This window comes from Vibrio sp. Hep-1b-8 (genome assembly GCF_006124995.1).
Taxonomy (GTDB): Bacteria; Pseudomonadota; Gammaproteobacteria; order Enterobacterales; family Vibrionaceae; genus Vibrio.
Map to the genome: position 1 here is coordinate 42,046 of NZ_QEWN01000010.1, position 22,444 is coordinate 64,489.

The window sequence follows — 22,444 nt, forward strand, 5'->3', positions numbered from 1 at the left end:
CCTGATTTGCACTGTTTAGCTATTCTGAATGACACGCGCCATGGTCAGTGCCAAATCGCCATTGATATACTGAGCAAATTTCTTATAGCGAATCTCTGCACGATAGTGCTTGGCCAATAAACGAGCGTTTTGACGACAACGATGAAAAACCTCTTGATCACTGACGGCGTAGAGCAAAGCATTCGCCAGCGAATCGACATCGCCTGGTTGGTACTTGATGCAGTCGTGGTTATGAATCAGCTGTTGGTCCCAATAAGCGCCATCTTGAGGAATAAGCACACACATGCCAGCGGCAAGCGCTTCAAGGATGGAAAGTCCAAAAGGTTCGTTTTGACTGGTTGAGATAAATATATTGGATTGACTGCGTATCTCATCTAGGTTTTGTGGATCTTCAAACCACTGAGTGTTGCTTAGATTTATTGGCGCGTTCGATACGGGTAAACAGGTATCGACTGGACGGATAAAACAGATGTTTAACGCAATCGGTCTATAATGGGTGGTGAGTTTGATGGCGTCGACTAAGAGGTCGAGACCTTTCCATTTCAATAGCGATGCGGCCCAAAAGCAAACTGGCAACTGAGTTTGGCAAGGTGTCGGCCATCTAGATTGAGGTAAGCCATTGGCAAATGGTTGGTAATGTTGAGCACATAGATAAGACTCCGCTAGCGCTGATGCATCCGCAATGTTCGTTTTGTGGCACAAGTAACTCTGTAACGCGGCTTTTAAGCTTTCTTTCGCTGAGGGTAAGTAAAATACCGCATTGGCTTGAGTCAAACAGTACCCAATAGAGCGCGAAAGCCCAACACTACCATGAACGAACTGGATGATTTCGTAAACGACAACACGCCTAAGCAGATAAATCGCCATATCAATACCCGGGCCAGATGCGCCAACCACTTTTGTTATTCCGCGATAACGTAATAGAGTCATAAACAACAGCAGCAGCAAATAGAGTTGGTTGAACCAATATAAAGGCCCTTGATGAATTTTCATCAGTGCCGACACAGCGCGAATAGGGGTAATAATGACATCATGTTTGGCGTAAAACTCGCTGTTGAGCCAAAATTCCGGTTGGATGGTCAAGACAACAAATTGATTCCCGTTTACTCGACATATATTGAGTGCATCGCTGGTTGCGATTTTAGAACCGCCTTTAAACGGGATAGGGTCAAACACCAAGGTAAAATTAGACTTAACCATGTTGGCCTCCTAAAGATACGCGATTCGATAAGTAGGTCTTTAGTGGTGAAAGAGAGGTGAATAGGCCGCGTGCTTGATTATTTTTTTGCGCAAGAATGGTGTTGTAAACTTGTTCAATCTGCGGACACGTTACCGATAAATCATGGCTTTTGATGATATGGCGATAGGCGTTGGCAGCTATGCGATGGCACAACTTAGGATTGTTAATCAAAATCCGCATTGCACTCGCGATTGGGCCAATCCCATGGTTAGGATATAGCACTCCGGTTTTACCGTGGCTGATAAACTCAGGAATACCGCCTTCAAATGGTGCGACAATGGGCAGTTTAGCCAATCCAGCTTCTGCAACCACTAACCCAAAGGCTTCACTGCGTGCACCACTGATAAAAGCGTCACAACCTTTAAGCCAGCCAACAACGTTTCTTTGCTCACCAACAAAGTGTACCTGCATCGCAAGATGGAGATATTCAGCTTGCTCTTGAAGCTTATTTTTAAGAGGACCATCGCCGATAACCACTAGACGTGTATCGGGGTATTCAAGGGTTACATGACGAAGTGCGGTGAGAATTCGATCGATCCCTTTGCGGTGAATTAACGAGCCGACAGTGGCAAAAATAAAATCGTGTTGCGGAATACCGAGTTCACGTCGAACATCAACTTCGGATTGGGCTAACAAAGCGTGTGTGTCAATACCGTTGTGCACAACGTTAACGCGTTCAACGGGATAGCCATCATTGATCAAAGCTTGTGAAACATACTTGCTGACCGAAATAATATGAGGCGATAGATGAAGACCTAGGGTAAGACGCTCTCTGATCTGGTAAGGGCAGTGCAGTTGAGTGACCAAAGGGATATTCTTGATCCTTGCCGCAACCACCATCCATTGACAAGGTGCGCCACTATTGACATGAATAAGGTCGATCTTTTCTCGATCAATGAGCTCGCAACCGTGCTCTACCAACGCCATCCAGCTCATCAAATTGAAACGTGGGGCTTTCCATCCCAGTAACAACCGAAATTGACTCAGTTCTGTGGTGACGTTGAGTTGGTCGAGTTGCTCTGCCAATGTACGATTGTTAGTCCACACCAAGGGCTGGAAGTGATTCGGATTTAGGAACTTAATCAAATCGAGCAAGCATTGCTCACTGCCACGAATCCAGTCATCACCATAGTGTACAAACAGAATTTTTTTCGCCATAGCCAATCCCTTTTGCTGTCGTAAGAATAAAGGTCGATAGCAGATGTAACGCAAACGGGATGCCACAAATTGATGGTTTATAAGCTATTGTTTTATAGTTGTTTTTAGAAATGATAAAGGTAAGGGGCGCTCATTTCTCAATTTGAGAATCAGTTTGAAACTGTTTGGGAAAGTAGAGCTCTAGCATTTGAGGGATGATAGCCGAAGGTGAAAAGTGCTGTTCAACGGTCGCGATGGCATTGCGCTGCAGTGCGTTTCTGCGCTGCGAGTCGAGTGAGACAAAATCTTGCAATTGCTGGTTGAGTTCTTCCATAGAGTTGACCAGAAAACCATTGTGTTGGTGACGAATCAACTTATCGAGGTTGCCGACACTAAGTGCAAGGACGGGTATACCACGCGCCATAGCTTCAAGAGCCGCCATTGGAAGGCCTTCGAACCGAGAGCAAATGACCAACAAGCCAACATTTGGCCATATACTAGACATGTCACTCTGGTGACCGTGAAAGCGAATATTGATTGGGGCACAGGTGGTGAGTGCCGTTTCCATCGGCCCTGAACCATAAACATCAAAGCTTAACTCGTTATTAAGCCGTGCAATTTCAACAAATCGATCAGGCGCTTTCTCTTCACTTAATCGCCCGACAAAAGCAATCTGTTGTCCAGTACTGATGGCTAGCTGGTGGTTATCGATAAAGTTGTTGAAGCAAACAGACCGGCTTGGCAACTTAGCCATGATTGCATGACTGACGGCGAGAGAGTGGGTAGAGAGAAAGCTGCTATATCTGTCGATCAAGTCATAAAGCCATACTTTTCCTTTAGGTGTCTCGCCGGCATGATAAGTAGTGGTCTGTGCAACACCAGTTAAGAGATGCAGCAGTTTACATATGATGCTGGCTTTATAACCATGGGCGTGTACGACGGCGGGGCGCTGAGCTTGAATCTGGTCGCGTAATTGAAACACAAAGTGCTGTTTATCGCGATCAAGATAATCAACGCTGACGTTCGCTTGCTCTAACTGTTGTTTCAATTGGTTGTGATGAGGATAACGGCGCAGAAGCCAAACTTGAACGTGAATGTTAAAGAGCTTGAGCCCTTTCGCGAGCTCAAGCACATGCGTTTCTATACCACCGAAGGTTTGACTATCAATCACCAACCAAACTTGATCAGACGAGTTGCTGCTCATCCTCAGACTCCCAAGCTTGTTTTTTTCGGTACACGGTTGAAGGACTAAGTTCGAGTAGTACCGCCGCATTGAGCACATTGCCGTCACAGTAATCGATCGCTTGTTGGATAGCTTCTCTTTCTATCTGCCACATAGGACGTATATTGTGATCCGACTTTGCCACTTGTGGTGTGGCATCCGTCAACTGAGAGATGGAGTCAGTATCATGTCGCAGTCTGACTGGCTCAGAGACCGCAGCAGTCGGTGAGTTTGGCAGCTGCCTTTTGTTTTTGATCAGTTGCTCCGGAAGATGTTCGTATCTCAAATGACTGTCGTCGTTCAACACGACAATATTGCGAATAATATTTTGCAGCTGGCGAACATTGCCGGGCCAGTTGTAACGTTTCAGCGCAGATTCCGCTTCTCGATGGATTGAAGAGAACTTCTTACCATCTTCTTTGGCGTACATCTTGAGAAAATGGGTCGCTAAGGTAATGATGTCGTTACCACGATCTCGCAAAGGTGGCATTTCAACGGGAACCACGTGAACGCGATAATAGAGGTCTTCCCTAAATCTGCCTTGCTCGACTTCTTGCAAAGGATCGCGGTTTGTTGCGCAGATAATGCGAACATCAACCTTCATCTCTTTGGTTGCACCGAGCGGAGTGAATGTTCCGGTTTGCAGAAAGCGGAGAAGCTTTTTCTGCATTTCCAGTTCCATCTCACAGAGCTCATCGAGAAATAAGGTTCCACCATGGGCTTGAGATGCCGCCCCTTTACGATCCGCTGTTGCACCTGTAAAAGCACCTTTTACGTGGCCGAATATCTCACTTTCCATCAGATCTTTGGGGATAGCACCACAGTTGATGGCGACAAAGGGTTTATCGCGGCGCTTGCTCTCTTGATGAATGGCTTCCGCACATACCTCTTTACCTGTACCACTCTCACCGATAATAAAAACACTCGCAGAAGTCGGTGCGACAGAGTCGATGATCTTATAGATCCCTTGCATGGGAAGGCTTGAACCGATGAAACCATGAAAACGATTACGGTCGAATTTAGCTTCAATATCTTCGACGAGTGTCTCCAGTTTTACCTGCTGTAAATGCAGGGCAATTGAAGTCTTTAAACGGTCGGCGTTAATTGGCTTTTCTAAGAAGTCTTTTGCGCCTTTTTGCAGCAAACTAACCGCCACATCAACGGATCCATGTGCGGTAGCAATCACCACAGACGTAGGGATCTGCTGCTCGTTGATCCAGTCTAAGATATCTTCGCCATCCATGTCGGGTAGCTTTAAATCAAGTATCACTAGATGAGGGACATTACGCTCTATGAAAGCGATCGCTTCTTTACCCGTTTCAACATGGAAAAGGTCGTAATTTTCGTCCTTAACGTACTGCTTATACAGAATAGCCAGTGATGTGGAATCTTCTATTAATAATACTTTTGGTTTCATAGGCGATTTCCTATCGATAAACAGTTAAGGTTGCATCGGTTGTGAAAAGCCTTGCTGCTTACGAATTTCTAGTGCGGCTAGTGATTGTTCAGCAAGGTGTTGCAACTCAGATTTAAGTTTGAAGGCTTGGTGTCCTTGTCCATCTATACATAGATGTTCAATTTTACGCGCAAAATTAGACAGTGTACGGTTGCCCAAAGCCAGTGAAGAACTGCCTAAGGTGTGTGTTTCAAACTCAACCGTATGTGAGTCTTCTCGATCAATGGCTTGGTATATTTTTTCCAGCCGTTGGTGTGACTCTTCAAGATAGTGGTCAATCAATAACGGGATGACATCTGCACTTGTATCTTCAATCATTTGTTGAAGGATTTGTTCATCGACAAGTTCCAAATTAACCTCTTCTAATATTGCTGGTTCAACGGTTTTAATGTTAGCTCGATATGGGTCTGATTGCTTATCTTCTGTGTTTGAAGTGTGAGCAGAACCTGATTCCGTATTGTGTTCTTCATTTAAGAATAGATTAATTTTTTCAATTAGTTGTGATGCTCTTAGAGGTTTTGATAAGTAATCATCCATACCCGAGGCAAGAAACTTCTCTCTGTCTCCCGCTAGCGAGTGCGCCGTAAGGGCAATAATAGGAAGTTGCGAGGTAATGTCATCATCGAGTTCGCGGATTGCTTTACATGCCTGCATACCGTCCATCTCTGGCATAGAGATGTCCATAAAGATGATGTCGTACTGATATTGCTTGACCATCGCTACCGCTTGGACACCGTTTTCAGCAATATCGATAGTGAGGCCGATACGCTTAAACATCTCTCTGATGACCAATTGGTTCGCTCTGTTGTCTTCCGCAACCAAAATACGAGCATTGGTGTATTGCAAAGTAGGGCGACTTTCAGTGGTATCCGGTGACGAGATGAGTTGATCAGCAACAGGTAAACAGATATCAAAGGTGAAGGTACTGCCAATTTGAGGCTGGCTGTCTACACGTACTTCTCCATCCATTAGATTGCAAAGGCGTCGGCAAATTGCCAGACCGAGTCCGGAGCCTTCTTTGCTACGAGAGTATGATTGGTCAACCATAGTGAACTCATCAAACAGATAGTCGATCGCATTTTGGTTGATGCCAATCCCAGTATCTTGTATCTGACAGGTGAGTTTTACCTTGTCTTCAGAGACCCTCTCCGCGCTTACTTTAACGGTGACGCTTCCTTCATGGGTAAACTTAATCGCATTGCCAATTAGGTTCAGTAAAATCTGTTTAACTCGGTTGATATCACCACGAACCTTACTAGGTACGTGGCCTTCAATGTAGCAGTGTAAGACTAAATTTTGTGCTTTCGCTGAAGGCGTGAATGAATCGACAACACTCTCTACACACTGGCGAAAATCAAAGGGCTGATCCTCAAGTATCAGGGTGTTTGACTCCATTCGAGTGAAATCGAGAATATCGTTAATGACGGACAGTAAAAAATGGCCTGATTCAGTCGCTGTCGAAACCAGTTTTCTCTGCTCCTTACTCAGATTGGTCTCTTCGAGAATGTTGAGAATACCCAGTACACCATTCATTGGGGTTCTAATCTCATGCGACATAGAGGCAAGGAAACGACTTTTCGAGTCATTGGCAAGCTCTGCGCCTTCGCGGGCGGCGTGAAGCAACTTATATTCTTGTTCTAGCTTGGCGGACATGCCATCAAATGCACGAGATACGTCACCGATTTCATCTTTCGATTGTGAATTAAGTTGAAAGCCCGGACCCGATTGCTCGATGGTGTTGACCGCGGAAGCAATGCGAGTCAATCCTCGTGTTAAATAGGTGCCTAAGGCGAAAGAGAAAAGGGCAACTAACACCACTTCCATGGTTGCAATGATGACAATGGAGCGCTGTGCGTCATTCAACATCATCATGATAGGTTCGACTTGAAAGCCGATATCGACATAACCGTAGACTTTGCCGTTGACCTCAATCGGGCTACGCAAATCGAAGATTCCATCATCAACACTTTCAAGACTGGTATCATTTTGCATCGCACGTTGTAAGATCTCTTTGTCACCAGCGCAGGCCATCTCTTTGCCATCACGCAATACTCTAACGTAGGCCACATCTTCCAACGTCATGAACTCATCGACGAGGCTTTCCAAAGTGGCAATGTCTGTGGACAGAACGGCATCTTTGGCCGCTTGAGTAAACATGGTTGCGCTAGAGTTGGCTCTCTGTATGAGCTGCTTCTCATTTGAGTTGGAAAGAAAGCTCATTGCACTGAGGACGAGAACGATCAGCACAATGATTTCTATGATGGCGATTCCAAGGATTGTTTTTAAACGTAAAGTCATGCGCTTCTCCACTAATCCAAAATCGTGATGTTTAGCTTACGAACGTCATTCCAGTCTTCATCTTTAGCAGCCACAAAACCTTTTAAGCTTAGTGTCTGTAGTTGAGCTTGTTCGACGCTACTTGAATCCAATGACATTAAGGCGTTTTGCAAGGCAGAGACCTGTTGCTGGCTTAAACGTGGGTGGGTGGCAATCGCATGTGGTGTATAAGACTCGGTTCTCCAGATGACTTTAAGTTGAGACTTGACGACTTCTGGCAGTGAGTTAAAGGTTCGCATTACACCGCCACCAGCGGGATAAAAGCCTTTGGCCACACCGAGATAGACTGAGTCGTGTGAGGAGACGTAGTTGACCTGATAACTGATTCCCGCTTTATTTAGATCGCTTTGAGTTAAAATGGTGGCTGCAAAAGCGGCAGGAGAAGGAAAAGCGAGCTTAGAGTTGTCGAGCTGTGTGAGGCTTTCAATAGGGTCTTTTTTTTTCGCGACAATAATACCTTGAATGAGTTTGTCTTTTGCTTTGGCTATCGCACGATATCCTGGAGTCTGACTAAAAACCGTGTAGTGATAAGGGTTCATATACGCGATGTCATACTTCCCTTCTGCCAAACGTTGCTCGAAGGTAGGAATGTCTGGAGCGGTACTAAATACCACATCGATTCCCGTTTGCTCACTGAGGTAGTTCATTATCGGCGTCCACTGTTCAGCCAATCGACTGGCAGATTGCTGCGGAACGATGCCGAAACTAAGGGTTTGAGCCAGACAGGTCACGGATAAGGTTAGGGCGGAAATAAACACGACTAGACGTTTCATGCTAACTCCTACGCTGACTGTGCCAGAAATTCGTTGGTCAAAATTTTGCTTGCTATACGCTCACGCCAACGACGTGGAATAAAGGTAAAGCGGTTTAACTCGCGGACTATTTCTTCGGCCAAAGTGGCTTGGTCTCTCATATTAAGAATAGAACCCAGCAGAGAAATTGACGCGCAATTGAGCATTTCAGTCGCTTTGGCTAACTGACCCGACGACGTTTTTCCACCCATAACAACAAGGACGGTCTGATCACAAGCCCCCGCGACGACTTGGGCGGGTATATTGCCGCGATTTATGTGTAACAAAGGGGAAGTGTCGCAAATGACTCGATCAAATTGTTGCAGCCACTCGGATACCGCGTTAGTAAGGTAGGTCGGGTCTTTGTATGCCAGAAGCGCAGATTGACTGCTAGGGACAGGTAACCCCGTAAACAGTTGATGCGTATCGTTGTGTTCAACCAAAAATCCAACTTGCTCAGTAAACTGAGGCATCGAATCGATCGATTCAAATGCTGGATGAAAGGTATTTAAATCAACGACTAATGTTTTATGGCCAGCCAATAAGTAACGCTCCGCAAGTGCAGATACAATGGATGTGACGCCGTCACCTGATTGACAGGCGGTAAGACAGAGAGAGCGGCAACCATTCATCTCCGCTGCGAGATAGATTTGCTCAATCTCGGTATGGGTTGAAGGAATAATCATCACAACGCTCCTATTAACACTATGGTGGTGGTTAAGCGCAGAATATCTTCCAAGCCAACACGGGCTTTTTCCAAGATGCTTTCGCTACGGTCAGGAACATAGATGGTGTCACCGGCACGAAGGACAGGCAGTTGATATATGTTGGCCGTTTTACTGAAGTTGACCAAATCAAATGTTCGCGCCTGACCCTGACAGCAGGACATATTTACGATAGAAATCTTTTCAAGGTAAGCTCGGTCAGACGGGCCGCCTGCTTCTGCAAGTATGTCGAGCACGGTCATATTGTCATCGAAAACGTAACGTCCAGGTTTGTTTACCGCGCCAAGGACACGCACGGTGGACTCTTTCGAACGATCCAGCCAGATTTTATCTTTCTCGGGAATGTAGATGGTGTCGCCCATGGTCACGTTAGGTAATAGGCTTTCGTCGCCCGTTTCGAAGTAAAGAGAAAGGTTCAGCTTGCTCACTTTTGAGTAACTTTTGTCTCTATGGGTGATGCGGATGTTATGGATGTCAGCATCTTTGGTTGGGCCATCGGCGGCGGAAAGAATGTCGAGGAAATGCATATCTTTGGTGAAGCGATAGCGTCCAGGCGCGTTGACCTGACCGAAGACGTAAATCGACGCATCCGAACTTTGACGAACCCATTGTGACTTATTATCCGATGGGTCTTGAGGCAGGTCATGAATACGAATAATGGACCCTGCTGTAATGCTCGGCAATTCACTGCTTGGTGCTCCACTCAAAATATAGGCATCGAGGTCGAACACATGGAGTTTATTGTCACTGGTGACAACCTCGATTTTGGAGGTATCAGCGCGTAATGTTGGGCCGCCTACGTGAGAGAGTAGATCCATTAGGTCCATTTCATCAGACCATTCGACACGACCGGGACGAACCACTTCTCCGATGATGCGTACTGCGCGATTCGGCGCTATCTTGAGCCAAGATTTTTCGTTCATGTCGGTTTTCTCGGGGACAAAGATTGCGTCACCAGCACTGATTTTCGGAGGGTTGCGTCCTGATAGTCCTTCAGTAAAAGCGGTTAGGTCGAATTTGACGACCGTACCATTGGCTTTAATGACGCGAATCTGACGGGATTCTGCGTAGCGTGTTGGCCCGCCAGCATTGGCGAGAATATCCATAAAAGAGGCATTTTTTTACCTTCATAGGCACCAGGACTAGCGACTTCCCCCATGATATAAACAACATTAGCACCCGACTTAATTTCCTCTTCTTGCTTGGGTACAAAGATAGTCGTTCCCGGAGTTAGGGTAGGCAGCAGAGAAACATCACCACTATCTAAATAGGATTTAAGGTTGAATAGCTTAGGGGTGTTGTCCGAAATAACTCGGATTTGTTCTACCGAAGCATAGCGAGTGACGCCACCTGCTCGCATAATGATATCAACCAAATCCGTATTGGCTTTGTAGCCGAATGAGCCTGGAGCGTTGACTTCGCCAAATACTTTGATCGCAGTTCGTCCATCAGCGCTGTCGCCAGCGTTTGCGAGTTTGGTTGCGTCAAACTCTTGTTCGATATTGCCGACGAGCGGTGAGGCGGGAACGAAAATCGTGTCCAGTGAATCGAGCTCTGGAAGCAGTGACGAATTACCAGTATCAAGGAAGTTTTTATAATTGAAGGTGATTTTTTCGTTGCCGCGTTTTATGAATAGATCGTTCAACTGAGCGCCTGCACGTAATCCACCGGCTGCGTGCAGTGCCATCTGAATATCCGCGCTCTTGGGTAAGGTGTATTCACCGGGTGACTTTACGTACCCTTGGACAGAAACGAGGATTTGTTGTTCGGCGATGTAAACCGTCGCAGAGGACAGGTCGCGATAGACTTTCTCCAACGCTTGTTTGACCGCCGACTCAAGTTGAGGCTCAGTATAACCTGCAACATAAAGGGCGCCCACTTCAGGCAAGGTGATTCGGCCACGTTTATCAACTTGAAATCCTTTGTTTAGTGAGGTTTCGCCTGGCAGATTAACTTGGATTAAGTCGCCGATATCCACACGCTCTTCATTCGCGTCGGCCAAAGTAGCAAGTGACAGTAACAAGGTGACTAACAGAAGATTAATGTGTTTCATAGTAGCCTCCTTGCATCGGTGACTCGGTGCGTTCCTGCTTGTCGACCACCTCAATGCTTACTCGGCGATTAGTAAGACGAACGCCCTCAGATTCTCCCTGATATAGAGGAAGGGCGTCGCCGACGGAATGGGTTTTGACACGTTCTGGACTGAGGCCAAAAATGATCAGGTATCTCTTAACTTGTTGTGCTCTGCCCATAGCAAGTTTTTGATTGTAACCCACGTCACCCACCGAATCTGAATGACCCGTGACGGAGAGCGTTAAACTTGTATGCTCTTCCAGTAAGTTCGCTGCGCGAGCTAAATGCCCCATATATTTAGGGTTCACCTCTGTAGAGTTGAATGCAAACTGATTATCCACATTGAGTAGACTGTAGAGCTTGTCGATGATGGCCAAACGTTGCTGAAAGGCGTTCTCATCCATTGGTGGAACACATTTCGCTTGAGAGGTTACGTAGTCCAATTGCAGTTCTAACTCATTAAGACGTTTGCGTTGGATGACGATATCATTGGCTGCGTCGAGAAGAAGGCCGCCTTCCAGTTCACGAGCAATGCGATTCTGTTTCTCTAGTGCCTGAACCACTGCGGCTGGAAAACACCAACGTGCACCTTCTCGAATGAGTGAATCAAGCTGAAGTTTGGTCAACTGCCAGTCGAAGCGTAAACCGTGTTCTGGACCAAGAGGCTCATCGGGCATGACAGGAGTGAAACTCGATTGAATATAATCTTCTGCAATACCGCCACGACCACTTTCAGGGTAGCTGGAACAGCCAATCACTGAACTGACAGTGACAGCTAGGGCTATGTGTTTGAGAGAAAAGTTCATGCCAACGTCCTTTGTTAGTGAGTTATTGTTATTTTTAGTGAGTTTGAGAATTGACCGGAATTGCCTGACTGATGCGCAGTAGGTTGATGATTTCCAGTGGCTGCCCTGAAGCGTTTTCGATGCGCATGTTGCGATGGCGTTCAATTAGGCGCTTGTAGAGATAAACGATAGCACCGACACCGGAGGAGTCGAGAAACTGGACGTGGCTGAAGTCGATCTCCACATCGCGGCCAGAGTCTTCAGCAATAATCTGATCGATGTGTGGTTGAGCGAAACGGCTGCCGTCAGCATCTAAGTTTCCGTTGATGATGAGTGTATCTATGGTTTCACTGGCTTGAATTTTACGTAGTTCCATGACGCATACTCCTATGTTGGTTGCATAGAGTGGAGCAGGTTACGTGCCAAAAAAATAACCATTAATAATCATGTGCTTAACGTTTTGCTTTTTGAATTTCTCAATATGAGAAATCGTTTTTCTCAATTTGAAAGTCATAAGAGTGAGGCTAAAACATCAGGTTTAACTAGTTTGTTTCCAGCGAAATGTAACTGTGATTACTAACAACTATCTTTTAGACAGCGATGACTCTGAATCCGTAATATTGAACCTAGAAACGCTCCAGATAGTGGCAATAATTGAGGCAACAATTGAGCTAGGAGCCGTCGCTATGCAGTTAAGATGTTCGTTGGTCGCAATCAGCGTGATCGTGATATTAAACTCGCCTGTATACGCAAAAGAGAAAGACATGCGACCTGAGCCTGTGGTGTTGGCGAGCAACTATAGTGATGAAATCGATTTAGAGCAGTATTGGCAAAGTGAGAAACTTGATGGCATTCGTGCGGTTTGGGATGGTTCCACTCTCCGCACTCGACGTGGAAACCCAATCGCTGCACCAACGTGGTTTACAAAGTCTCTCCCCAATTTTCCTTTGGAAGGGGAGTTGTGGGCAGGTAGAGGAAACTTTCACATTGTTCAACAAACGGTGTTGGATCAATTACCCAAACAAGTGGCTTGGTCATTGATCCGCTACATGCTATTTGACATTCCTTATAGCGATCAGAGCTATCTGAAACGCTATGACGCCTTACAGAGTTTAGTCAATACGCTGGATACAGAACATATCCAATTGATTGAGCATACACCAATAGAAAGTCAGGCGACATTGTTTGACAATCTTGAGCGTGTAGCGGCACTTAAAGGTGAAGGTTTAATGTTGAGGAATATTCATCATGCCTATCACGCAGGGCGAAGCCAAGATCTAATCAAGCTTAAGAAACAGCAGGATGGAGAGGCGGTCGTTGTTGGTTATAAGCCAGGCAAAGGCAAGTTTTCCAATATGATGGGAGCACTGTTAGTCGAATTGCCCAATGGACAACGGTTCTATATTGGAAACGGATTCAGTGACGAGCAGCGTAATTTCCCTCCACCATTGGGTAGTCGCATTACCTATCAGTTCAATGGCTACACTCAAAATGGCGTGCCTAAGTTTGCTCGATTTCTTAGAGCCGCAATAGATCAATAAAAAACAGGCCAGTCAATTGACTGGCCGGTCGCGTTATTTAGATGCGAGTTCTAATTGATGAGCATCATCGAGTCGATGCATCCAACGTAGGCGTAATCCGAGCATGATCGCTGCCGAAGATAGACCAATAATAAAGCCCATCCAGAAGCCGTGAGCGCCCATTGGTTCTACAATCCAGTCTGTCATAGCGAGTATGTAGCCTAGTGGTAAGCCCAATACCCAGTACGCAATAAAGGTACGGTTGAATATTGCTGCCATATCCTTGTAGCCACGAAGAGCACCAGCCGCGACAACTTGTACCGCATCGGTCACTTGATAAACCGCTGCCAGCAATAAGAGCTGTAACGCAAGCTCGATCACTGCTCGGTTGTCGGTGTAGAGCAGGGCGACTTGTTCTCTGAACAAGACGGTGAATAGTGCCGTAAACAGTGAGCTTGCTACCGCAACGATAAGGCCAACACGAGATGCGATGGTAGCCCCCTCAACGTTAAATTCCCCAAGTCTGTGTCCGACGCGGATACTGGTTGCAGCACCAATACTCATTGGGATCATAAACACTAATGATGAGAAATTAATCGCGACTTGGTGAGCTGCGACGACAAGTGGCCCTAATGGTGCCACTAACAGAGCGACAACAGCGAATAGGGTCACTTCAAAAAATATGGCGGCGGCGACAGGGAATCCCAGTTTAAATAGACGTACCAATGGCTTTATTTGTGGACGATGAAACTGTGCAAATAACTGAACGTGTGCCAATCGATTGGACGTCAGCACATAGAAAAGCAATAAGGCAAACATAATCCAATAAACAATGGCTGTAGCGACACCACAGCCAACACCACCAAGAGCAGGGGCGCCAAACTTGCCATAAACAAATATCCAGTTGAGCGGAATATTGATCAGGAGTCCAATAAAACCAATCACCATCGCTGGCTTAGTCAATGACATACCATCGGTTAAGCTTCGAAGCACTTGGAACAGCAAAAATGCAGGGACGGCGAAGATAACAGCGTGCATGTAACCAATCGTTTTGCTCGCCATCAGAGGCTCGACGTCCATTAGACCGAGGATACCTTTGGTTTGCAGCAAGACTAATGAAATCGGGATAGACAGCAAAAGTGCCATCGCTAGTCCCTGATGGATTTCAAATGGAACTTTGTGCTGTCTACCTGAACCATTGAGCTGTGCCACAACAGGGACTAAAGCCATTAGAAGACCAACACCAAATAGAATCGACGGTAGCCAAATACTCGCAGCAATGGATACCGCTGCCATATCTGTTGCGCTGACGCCACCCGCCATTACGGTATCGACAAAGCCCATCCCTGTTTGAGCCACGGAAGCAATCAGAACAGGTGTAGCCAGTTTTACCAGTGTGTTAGCTTCGGTTTTATAGCGATGCAATGAAAAATACTCCAACAAACTGTTTGAAAAACCTGAGTGAATAGGCAAAGGAATGCTGCGCACTCAAGCACGGAGAAAATGATTGTCTGCGATGATAAAGAAATGTCACACTAAGCACCATGAAAAACTGACGGAATTAATCATGTTTACCGGAATCGTTCAGGGAATGGCGAAAGTTGTTGCCATCGAAAAGAAAGAAAAGTTTCAAACACATACCGTTGAATTCACTGGGTCAATGAATCAGGGGCTTGAGATAGGTGCATCTGTGGCACACAATGGTTGCTGTCTTACGGTAACGAAAGTGGATGGAGAGCTTGTTGATTTTGATTTGATGCAGGCGACGTTAGCGTTGACCAACCTTGGAGAGCTGGCTATCGGAGATCGGGTTAATATTGAGAGAGCCGCTAAGTTTGGTGATGAAATTGGCGGACACTCAATGTCAGGTCACATCTCGCTAATGGGTGAAGTGGTTGATGTGATAGACACACCAAATAATCGAACTCTATGGTTCGAAATTCCTCAAGAGATGATTAAGTATGTGTTGGCTAAAGGCTATATTGGCCTCGATGGTTGTTCGTTGACCATAGGTGAGGTTGAAGGTGCGCGGTTCTCCGTTCATCTCATCCCAGAGACGTTGCATAGAACTCTGTTCGGAAGCCGTAAGATTGGTGATAAAATTAACGTTGAATTTGATCCACAGACACAAACAATTGTGGATACCGTTGAAAGAGTATTAGCGAGTAAATCGTTATAAAAAAAGCGCCGTTTGGCGCTTTTTTAAAATACTTGTTCATCGTCGGCATCAACAAACAAGTCAATCGTATCCATTTGCTCATTGACCGTCATGTTGAGGTGGATTGCATGGCAGCAAGCAGGACAATCATCGTAAAACTCTTGGCTACCATTCGACGCATCAAGCGTAATACTAATGGTATGACCGCAATGGGGACAAGCAACCCTTTTTTCTGTGTAGCTATGCATAACTCTTTTCCTTACATCTATATCGAAAACAGCGCCTAACTGACTCCCACTGAAAGTAAGAATTTCCCTGTAGACGATATAATCTTATGCTTAGAAGTTTCTGTTAGGCAGAAATTAAGTACAAAATTTGACTTAGCTACGAAAAGGCAAAGGTTGTCGAAACACAGATCACTATTGATCGACTAAATGTTTGACAATTCAACAACCGTAAACCTTCTTAAGTGATTGTTAAATAAATACATTCACCATTAATATGAAAGAATTTTTCTTATCATTTTTTCTGATTGATCCAAGTAGTGTCCACCAAATTGATTGTAATGATTGAGTAAATGATAAAGGTTGTAGATGTCTTTCCGTTCGCTGTAACTGATGTCGAGCGGCAGATTACTTTCATAGCCTTGATAAAACTCTGGTTGGAATCCACCAAACAGCTCAGTCATAGCGATATCACATTCACGATCACCCCAGTAACTGGCTGGGTCATAACAAATCGGGCCGAAGACAGAACTTGCCACATTACCATGCCAAAGATCGCCGTGAAGTAGGGAAGGTTTAGGCTGATGATTGGCGAGTCTGGTCTGAATTAACTGGGTAAAGTCGTTGATATCGACCAAGTTAATTCCTTTCTCTTGCATTAATTGCAGTTGCCAACCAATTCGTTGTTCAGCAAAGAAACGGGACCATTTCCTATCCCACTTGTTAGGCTGGATCGTCGCACCAATAAAGTTGTCCTGATCAAAGCCGTATTCCTGCTGCTCACCCCACTGGTGAAGTGCGGCGATCTGCTGTCCAAAAAGATAACTATTTTTGCTGTCATCTAATGGTTTGGTTGGGAGGTAGTTGAGTATAATGAAGGCGTTATCTTTGGTGGTACCCGCTAAAACCAGTTCGGGAACAGAAACTGTTCGGCTTTCGCGCAACATGTGAATACATTCAGCTTCAGCTTCAAAGTTAGGCAAAGAACCACGCTGATTAACTTTAACGAAATAGCGTTGTTCTCCGTCCGAAATCATATAGCATTCGTTGATTTCACCACCGTGAACTTTGCATTTTTCGCTTATTTCGTAAGCGAACATCAAGGTTTCAGAAAGCTGTTTTGATATGGCTTGCCACATAACATTTCCTAAGTCAGATGTATTTAACTACAGTGTAGAAGATGATGGCGTTGAATACTGATTCATAGTGCAAAAAATTCAACGATTTAGACAATCTGACCTGTCAAATTCGCAAAGTGTGAAGTGTGTCCCTCATCGCATTCTTCGCTATAAAATATGCTATTAATAATACGTGAGTATTATTTGACTCTGCTTCAACTTTCTTAGTTACAGCAAGTTATGTCTAATGGGGTAGGCTACTATAGCCAGAACTGAACATGTAATCAGCAACTGAACGGACACGAGTTGTGAAAACACATTGAAATGTCTTAGTATTAAAGATGGATATCGACGACATGACAATAATGGAGATGAACTGTGGTTGTTGAAACCGATGGTTACCTAGCTCTAATCGAGCACTTAGCTTTCAATCTTGATGTGTTTGCTTCTGAAGAAGGAGACACAGGAACAGAGAGCGTCGAAGATGTCGTTACCGATATGGTTGCGAGTAACATCATGGCTATCTTTGAGCAAAACCCAGAACTCCACTCTAGCGTCCGCTTCCAGTTACTTAAAGAAGCTGATTCAGTAGTAGAAGACCTCGGGGAGGTTCTTGCTGGAGTATGGGGCAAGCCTGCGACAAACGAACAAATTAGCTTCTTAGACGAATACATTGCTTTGGTTAAGAATTTGTTCGACTCCGCTGTTGCGAAATACGATTAACCCCAATTTGTTGTACGACTAATTGATTTCAGGCGAGAGGCTAACTCGTCTGAAATGCCAGTACTTGCCAGCCCAATATGGGTTGTCGAGTCTCGATATGACGACCCCTTTTGATGTTGATGCGTGCATAAACTGCTTGCCGCCAATATAAACGCCAACATGTCGAGTGTTGGGGGCAGTTTTAAAAAATACCAAATCACCAATTGTCGCTTGAGAGTAGGCGATTTCCGTTCCCACCTTAACTTGATCTAGTGTCGTTCGTGGTAACTGTATTCCCATCGCTTGTTGAAACGCAGTTTGCACGAATGCCGAACAATCCACCCCATTTAATGACGACCCACCTAAGCGGTACGGAACACCTTCCCACTGGTCATAAACTTTAATCAAAGACTCTCTGATCGCCAACTGAGAAGCATTGGGCGCTAAATAAGTTGCCGACGCGGGCTGACTTTCTTGTTGAGGAGAACTGCTACAAGCCGTGAGTAATGTTGTCAGGATTATTGCGTTCAGGGATAGGTGAAGTGCATCGCGATACATAATTATAACTCTAGTCTGCAATCTAACCGTAACAATCTCGCCATAATATCCTCGCCAGAAACTTAGGTATCAGGATCTTATCTTCATTATGGAAACGATGAAAAAAAGCACATTTTCACTGTCCCTTATTCAGACAATCAGTGCGGTATTTTTTACCATCACCTTACTCGTCATTTTACTTTCTGTCACTAGTATTAAGGGTTTAGAAAATATTAGACAACGTTTTTCAGAACTTTCCCAACAAGCTTTGCCACTGGCGATGACCAATGCTGAACTTACGCAAAACATTTTAGAGTAGGTTAAGCAGTTAAGCTATGCAACTGGAACTCAGAGCATAGAGTCACTATGTTGCACAAGTATTCGGTTTAGACTCCTACTGGAGTGCCGTATCTTAGTGATTTCTGAAAGGTTGCGAGAGCATCTTGTCAATTCGTTGCTCTTGCGCTGAACGGAACGTGGTGATGCCAATTTCGACATCATCATGCCCTAACTTTGGTTGGGCTCGGTAGGTGGTAAATATCCGATCCCACACCGATAAAAAGAAGCCAAAGTTAGAATGGGTCTCTTGGGTAATGGTAGAGTGGTGTACGCGGTGCATATCAGGCGTAACCACCCACTTTCTTAACCATTTATCCCATTTGTGTGGCAAATAAGCGTTACTGTGATTAAACATCGCACTGGCATTGAGAATGATCTCGAAAACCAGTACAGCGATAGGTGGTACGCCAAGTACTAATATGAGCGCAATTTTAATCCACATTGAAAGAAGAATCTCAATTGGGTGGAAACGAGAGCCGGTCGTGACATCTATGTCCTGATCAGAATGATGCATTCGGTGTAATCTCCACAGAAGCGGTACCCGATGAAAAACCAAATGTTGTAGATATATCGCTAAGTCGAGAACGATGACCGCAATAAGTAACACCATTGGTTGAGAAAGCGCAAAAAACTGATTAAACAGCCCAATTTGATGAGATTGAGCATAGTAGGCCGCTTCAATAGCGACGATGGGCATCAATAGGGTTAGGCATAATGAGTTGAAAGCGACTAAGCCTAGATTGTTAAGCCATCTGTAGAGTTTATTCTGTGTTAAACGTTTTCGTGGCGTCACCCATTCCCAAAGACCGCAAAGCACAAGGACGCCAACGAAAAAGCTTAATCGAATCATTTCTGGATTTTGCATTGATACTATTCCTTGCAACTGTTATTTGGGTGAGTAAACTTGCTCAACTTTGACATTATCGACACTGCGCTATGAGAATCCACGCCTTTCATCACTTGTACCAGCAACGCCTCGAACGTTCAACCAAGCCCTTTAATGCGCGAGGTAGTAAAGTCGCGCGTTGTCAGTACTGCCAAGTCGCACAGCAAGATTGTTTGTGTCAGCACCAACCGACAGCGAGCACAGAGGTGGCGGTGTTGTTGTTACTCTCAGAGAACGAAGTATTCAAGCCGAGTAACACTGGACGCTTAATTTTAGATACGGTGGCAGACGGGCATGCATATCAATGGAGCAGAACCGAGCCTGAAGCGGCAATGTTAGAATTGCTCAACAGCCCAGACTACCAACCGATTCTGGTCTTTCCTGAGCAGTATGTTGAGGATCACTCAAGGTTGGTTGCGAATACGACCACTAGCAGCGACTTGGCTCGCAAACCCTTGTTGGTTTTTCTTGATGGGAGTTGGCGTGAAGCTCGACGCATGTTCAACAAGTCGCCATATTTAAGTCAACTACCCGTTTTATCGATTAGCCCTCAGCGAATCTCGCAATATATGATGCGTCGTTCGGACAATGATCAACATCTCGCAACGGCGGAAGTGGCGGCACTGGTATTCAAACAATTAGGCCATCAACAATTGCATCAAACATTGACCATGTGGTTTGAGGTGTTTCGAGAGTCATATCTTAACAGCAAAACACGTAACAGAAGAGACGACACTAAACCGGCATTGAACGAGTACATCATGTCGAGAAACGAGAAATCACTCTAAATAATCAATTCTGGTTGGGCAGAGACTGTTCAGTTGAGCACAACGCAAAGCTAAATTGGTTCTGTATCACAGTTTGTAGGCTTAGCTATATGGATAATGGTGCGATTATACGTTTTCTGATTGATTTTTTCTGGGAGAGATAAGATGTACTACGGCTTTGACGTTGGTGGCACTAAGATTGAATTTGGTGCGTTCAATGAAAAACTGGAGCGAGTGGCTACCGAGCGAGTACCAACGCCAACGGACGACTACGAATTATTGGTTGAAACCATTGCTGTTTTGGTTGCAAAGTACGACCAAGAGTTTGGCTGTGAAGGTAAAATTGGTCTTGGTTTACCAGGTATGGAAGACGCTGACGACGCGACTGTATTGACAGTAAACGTGCCTGCGGCTAAAGGCAAACCGCTCCGTTTTGACCTAGAGCGTAAAATTGGCCGTAGTGTAAAAATCGAGAACGATGCAAACTGTTTCGCACTGTCAGAAGCATGGGATGAAGAACTCAAAGACTCTCCATCAGTTATGGGTCTGATTCTAGGCACAGGTTTCGGTGGCGGACTTATTTATGATGGCGCGGTGTTTTCGGGACGCAACCACGTAGCTGGTGAGTTGGGTCATATGCGTCTACCGATTGATGCTTGGTTCCACCTTGGTGACAATGCGCCGCTATTAGGCTGTGGTTGTGGTAAGAAAGGCTGTCTAGATAGCTACTTATCAGGTCGTGGTTTTGAACTTATTTATGCACATTACTTTGGTGAAGAGAAAAAAGCGATCGACATCATCAAAGCGTATGAGCAGGGGGAAGAAAAAGCGTGTGTACATGTTGAGCGATTTATAGAGTTGCTTGCGATCTGTTTTGCAAATATCTTCACGGCTAACGACCCACACGTTGTTGCTTTAGGTGGTGGTCTATCAAACTTTGAATTGATTTATCAAGAGATGCCTAAGCGTGTACCGAAATACTTACTTTCGGTAGCAAAATGCCCGAAAATCATTAAAGCGAAGCATGGTGATTCGGGTGGCGTACGCGGTGCAGCGTTCCTCAACATCAAATAGTAAAAAAACGGGACCATTTGGTCTAATGCCGATCAGTTAAGGCTTAAATGATCGGTTGAACGATCCTTTCAAGGTGTCAAAATCCGAGTGTATTCCAGACACTCGGATTTTTTTATGTTTCTAAGACAAGCACTTAACCAAGTTCATCAATTCTCTGTTGAGCAACTCTCAGGTTTATCTGACCTTCTCTCTCCTGAACTCATTGCTCAATGTATGGAAGATACGGGTATCACAACCATGCGTAGACGCAGATTGCCCATGGAGATGATGGTTTGGAGTGTTGTTGGGATGTCCCTATATCGCCATTTATCTATGGAGAAAGTTGTCTCCAAGCTAGATATTCTTCTTCCTGGCAAAAAACCGTTTGTTGCTCCAAGCGCAGTAATCCAAGCAAGGCAAAGGCTAGGTTCTGATGTCATGAAATCCGTTTTTACTCAAACGCAGAAATTATGGAATGACAAAACGCCACACCCAGATTGGCATGGTTTAACTCTTCATGCTGTAGATGGTGTGGTCTGGCGAACCCCAGATACTAAAGAGAACGATGAGCGCTTCAGTCGTACTCGAAATCAAAAGTGCTTATCTGAGTATCCTCAAGTTCGAATGGTCTGCCATATGGAACTGACAAGCCATCTTCTTAATAGCGCATCATTCGACTCAACATCGATAAGTGAAGTAGATTTGACAACAAAGCTTATTGAACACTCTCCAGACCAAAGCCTGACCATCTTTGATAGAGGTTTTTACGCTCTAGGGCTTTTACATCGTTGGCAAACGACCGGAAGCGAAAGGCATTGGCTTATTCCTATGCGCAAAGGGGCTCAATATACAACGGTTCGCAAACTGGGACGTGGAGAAGAATTAGTTGAGCTGAAGCTCTCTCCACAAGCAAAAAAGAAATGGTGTGATGCCCCGGAAATACTAGAGGCTCGCCTAATAACTAAGGTAGTTAAGGGGAAAGAAATACGACTGTTAACGTCAATGACCGACCCTTTACGTTACCCAGGAAAAGATATTGCGGAGCTTTACAGTCATCGGTGGGAGATAGAGTTAGGCTATCGAGAGATGAAGCAATATATGCTTCAAAACAGCCTTACTCTACGAAGCAAAAAACCAGAACTCGTTATACAAGAGTTGTGGGGGATGTTGCTAGCCTACAACTTACTTCGCTTCTTAATGTGCCAAATGGCTTACGACCAGAATAAAGTAATGCCTTATCAAATAGGCTTTAAGCAAGCGTCGTTGTTCTTAATAGGTCAGTTACAACTCCTTCCTGCTGTTGCGCCAGGTAGAATCCCTGAGGTAATGAACTACATACTCGATATGGCTGAGAGTTTTACGCTGCCAGAAAGG

Annotated in this window: 20 protein-coding genes and 2 pseudogenes; 7 read left to right on the forward strand and 15 right to left on the reverse strand. The window is 45.1% G+C overall.

Annotated features, from left to right (window positions below):
- Positions 1-15: 15 nt before the first annotated feature.
- The 10 genes and pseudogenes from DA100_RS03650 to DA100_RS03695 all read right to left on the reverse strand — a co-directional run bounded on the left by DA100_RS03650 (position 16) and on the right by DA100_RS03695 (position 12,142).
- Positions 16-1,200 (reverse strand): glycosyltransferase family 4 protein, encoded by a 1,185-nt coding sequence (locus DA100_RS03650; RefSeq protein ID WP_138970927.1) that lies wholly within the window; start codon positions 1,198-1,200, stop codon positions 16-18.
- Positions 1,193-2,398: a glycosyltransferase gene (locus DA100_RS03655; protein ID WP_138970928.1), complete on the reverse strand. Its 1,206-nt coding sequence runs from the start codon at positions 2,396-2,398 to the stop codon at positions 1,193-1,195. The genes DA100_RS03650 and DA100_RS03655 overlap by 8 nt, the downstream gene beginning before the upstream one ends.
- 130 nt (positions 2,399-2,528) lie before the next feature.
- Positions 2,529-3,581 (reverse strand): glycosyltransferase family 4 protein, encoded by a 1,053-nt coding sequence (locus DA100_RS03660; protein ID WP_138970929.1) that lies wholly within the window; start codon positions 3,579-3,581, stop codon positions 2,529-2,531.
- Positions 3,562-5,016, reverse strand: a complete 1,455-nt coding sequence (locus tag DA100_RS03665) for a sigma-54 dependent transcriptional regulator (protein ID WP_138970930.1) — start codon at positions 5,014-5,016, stop codon at positions 3,562-3,564. Before DA100_RS03665 ends, DA100_RS03660 begins: the two co-directional genes overlap by 20 nt.
- Before the next feature lie 24 nt (positions 5,017-5,040).
- Positions 5,041-7,353: an ATP-binding protein gene (locus DA100_RS03670; RefSeq protein WP_138970931.1), complete on the reverse strand. Its 2,313-nt coding sequence runs from the start codon at positions 7,351-7,353 to the stop codon at positions 5,041-5,043.
- A gap of 11 nt (positions 7,354-7,364) precedes the next feature.
- Positions 7,365-8,165, reverse strand: a complete 801-nt coding sequence (locus tag DA100_RS03675) for a phosphate/phosphite/phosphonate ABC transporter substrate-binding protein (RefSeq protein WP_138970932.1) — start codon at positions 8,163-8,165, stop codon at positions 7,365-7,367.
- Positions 8,166-8,173: 8 nt separating this feature from the next.
- Entirely contained in the window at positions 8,174-8,869 is a 696-nt protein-coding gene (locus DA100_RS03680; protein ID WP_138970933.1) for a CpsD/CapB family tyrosine-protein kinase, read from the reverse strand.
- A pseudogene (locus DA100_RS03685) lies at positions 8,869-10,961 on the reverse strand (SLBB domain-containing protein). Before DA100_RS03685 ends, DA100_RS03680 begins: the two are co-directional and overlap by 1 nt.
- Entirely contained in the window at positions 10,948-11,787 is an 840-nt protein-coding gene (locus DA100_RS03690) for an OmpA family protein (RefSeq protein WP_138970934.1), read from the reverse strand. The pseudogene DA100_RS03685 and the gene DA100_RS03690 overlap by 14 nt, the downstream one beginning before the upstream one ends.
- A gap of 34 nt (positions 11,788-11,821) precedes the next feature.
- The gene (locus DA100_RS03695) at positions 11,822-12,142 is read right to left on the reverse strand and encodes an STAS domain-containing protein (RefSeq protein ID WP_138970935.1); all 321 of its coding nucleotides are present in this window, start codon (positions 12,140-12,142) and stop codon (positions 11,822-11,824) included.
- Positions 12,143-12,452: 310 nt separating this feature from the next.
- Here DA100_RS03695 and DA100_RS03700 point away from each other — a divergent pair, with 310 nt between their 5' ends.
- Positions 12,453-13,307, forward strand: coding sequence for a DNA ligase (locus DA100_RS03700; protein WP_138970936.1), 855 nt, complete (start codon positions 12,453-12,455; stop codon positions 13,305-13,307).
- A 33-nt stretch (positions 13,308-13,340) separates the two neighbouring features.
- Here the strand turns inward: DA100_RS03700 and DA100_RS03705 are convergent, their stop codons facing one another.
- Positions 13,341-14,711, reverse strand: coding sequence for an MATE family efflux transporter (locus DA100_RS03705; protein ID WP_138970937.1), 1,371 nt, complete (start codon positions 14,709-14,711; stop codon positions 13,341-13,343).
- Positions 14,712-14,853: 142 nt separating this feature from the next.
- Here DA100_RS03705 and DA100_RS03710 point away from each other — a divergent pair, with 142 nt between their 5' ends.
- Positions 14,854-15,465 carry a riboflavin synthase subunit alpha gene (locus DA100_RS03710; RefSeq protein WP_138970947.1) on the forward strand — a complete coding sequence of 204 codons (612 nt, stop codon included), beginning with the start codon at positions 14,854-14,856 and terminating at the stop codon, positions 15,463-15,465.
- Positions 15,466-15,488: 23 nt separating this feature from the next.
- On the opposite strand, the gene DA100_RS03715 is transcribed toward DA100_RS03710, so the two are convergent.
- Entirely contained in the window at positions 15,489-15,692 is a 204-nt protein-coding gene (locus DA100_RS03715) for a CPXCG motif-containing cysteine-rich protein (RefSeq protein WP_138970938.1), read from the reverse strand.
- Between the two features lie 248 nt (positions 15,693-15,940).
- Positions 15,941-16,807: a fructosamine kinase family protein gene (locus DA100_RS03720; RefSeq protein ID WP_138970939.1), complete on the reverse strand. Its 867-nt coding sequence runs from the start codon at positions 16,805-16,807 to the stop codon at positions 15,941-15,943.
- A 357-nt stretch (positions 16,808-17,164) separates the two neighbouring features.
- Between DA100_RS03720 and DA100_RS03725 the strand changes: the two genes are divergently transcribed.
- A complete protein-coding gene (locus DA100_RS03725) occupies positions 17,165-17,509 on the forward strand; it encodes a DUF3802 family protein (protein ID WP_138970940.1) in 345 nt (114 codons plus the stop codon).
- 18 nt (positions 17,510-17,527) lie between these two features.
- On the opposite strand, the gene DA100_RS03730 is transcribed toward DA100_RS03725, so the two are convergent.
- Positions 17,528-18,046 carry an NlpC/P60 family protein gene (locus DA100_RS03730; protein ID WP_138970941.1) on the reverse strand — a complete coding sequence of 173 codons (519 nt, stop codon included), beginning with the start codon at positions 18,044-18,046 and terminating at the stop codon, positions 17,528-17,530.
- An 88-nt stretch (positions 18,047-18,134) separates the two neighbouring features.
- Here DA100_RS03730 and DA100_RS03735 point away from each other — a divergent pair.
- Positions 18,135-18,341: pseudogene (locus tag DA100_RS03735) on the forward strand (methyl-accepting chemotaxis protein); the annotation flags it as partial.
- A gap of 96 nt (positions 18,342-18,437) precedes the next feature.
- Here DA100_RS03735 and DA100_RS03740 read toward each other — a convergent pair.
- Positions 18,438-19,229, reverse strand: coding sequence for a sterol desaturase family protein (locus tag DA100_RS03740; protein WP_138970942.1), 792 nt, complete (start codon positions 19,227-19,229; stop codon positions 18,438-18,440).
- A 71-nt stretch (positions 19,230-19,300) separates the two neighbouring features.
- Between DA100_RS03740 and DA100_RS03745 the strand changes: the two genes are divergently transcribed.
- From DA100_RS03745 to DA100_RS03755, 3 genes are all read left to right on the forward strand, one after another.
- A complete protein-coding gene (locus DA100_RS03745; protein WP_138970943.1) occupies positions 19,301-20,038 on the forward strand; it encodes a tRNA-uridine aminocarboxypropyltransferase in 738 nt (245 codons plus the stop codon).
- A gap of 144 nt (positions 20,039-20,182) precedes the next feature.
- Positions 20,183-21,091, forward strand: a complete 909-nt coding sequence (nagK, locus tag DA100_RS03750) for an N-acetylglucosamine kinase (RefSeq protein ID WP_138970944.1) — start codon at positions 20,183-20,185, stop codon at positions 21,089-21,091.
- Positions 21,092-21,205: 114 nt separating this feature from the next.
- Positions 21,206-22,444 (forward strand): IS4 family transposase (locus DA100_RS03755; RefSeq protein ID WP_138970945.1); only part of this gene is annotated, 1,239 nt, incomplete at its 3' end.

Coding starts and splice junctions, on each gene's coding strand:
- DA100_RS03650 (WP_138970927.1), bottom strand. CDS start 1,200: ATGGTTAAGTCTAATTTTACCTTGGTGTTTGACCCTATCCCGTTTAAA.
- DA100_RS03655 (WP_138970928.1), bottom strand. CDS start 2,398: ATGGCGAAAAAAATTCTGTTTGTACACTATGGTGATGACTGGATTCGT.
- DA100_RS03660 (WP_138970929.1), bottom strand. CDS start 3,581: ATGAGCAGCAACTCGTCTGATCAAGTTTGGTTGGTGATTGATAGTCAA.
- DA100_RS03665 (WP_138970930.1), bottom strand. CDS start 5,016: ATGAAACCAAAAGTATTATTAATAGAAGATTCCACATCACTGGCTATT.
- DA100_RS03670 (WP_138970931.1), bottom strand. CDS start 7,353: ATGACTTTACGTTTAAAAACAATCCTTGGAATCGCCATCATAGAAATC.
- DA100_RS03675 (WP_138970932.1), bottom strand. CDS start 8,165: ATGAAACGTCTAGTCGTGTTTATTTCCGCCCTAACCTTATCCGTGACC.
- DA100_RS03680 (WP_138970933.1), bottom strand. CDS start 8,869: ATGATTATTCCTTCAACCCATACCGAGATTGAGCAAATCTATCTCGCA.
- DA100_RS03690 (WP_138970934.1), bottom strand. CDS start 11,787: ATGAACTTTTCTCTCAAACACATAGCCCTAGCTGTCACTGTCAGTTCA.
- DA100_RS03695 (WP_138970935.1), bottom strand. CDS start 12,142: ATGGAACTACGTAAAATTCAAGCCAGTGAAACCATAGATACACTCATC.
- DA100_RS03700 (WP_138970936.1), top strand. CDS start 12,453: ATGCAGTTAAGATGTTCGTTGGTCGCAATCAGCGTGATCGTGATATTA.
- DA100_RS03710 (WP_138970947.1), top strand. CDS start 14,854: ATGTTTACCGGAATCGTTCAGGGAATGGCGAAAGTTGTTGCCATCGAA.
- DA100_RS03715 (WP_138970938.1), bottom strand. CDS start 15,692: ATGCATAGCTACACAGAAAAAAGGGTTGCTTGTCCCCATTGCGGTCAT.
- DA100_RS03720 (WP_138970939.1), bottom strand. CDS start 16,807: ATGTGGCAAGCCATATCAAAACAGCTTTCTGAAACCTTGATGTTCGCT.
- DA100_RS03730 (WP_138970941.1), bottom strand. CDS start 18,046: ATGTATCGCGATGCACTTCACCTATCCCTGAACGCAATAATCCTGACA.
- DA100_RS03740 (WP_138970942.1), bottom strand. CDS start 19,229: ATGCAAAATCCAGAAATGATTCGATTAAGCTTTTTCGTTGGCGTCCTT.
- DA100_RS03745 (WP_138970943.1), top strand. CDS start 19,301: ATGAGAATCCACGCCTTTCATCACTTGTACCAGCAACGCCTCGAACGT.
- nagK (WP_138970944.1), top strand. CDS start 20,183: ATGTACTACGGCTTTGACGTTGGTGGCACTAAGATTGAATTTGGTGCG.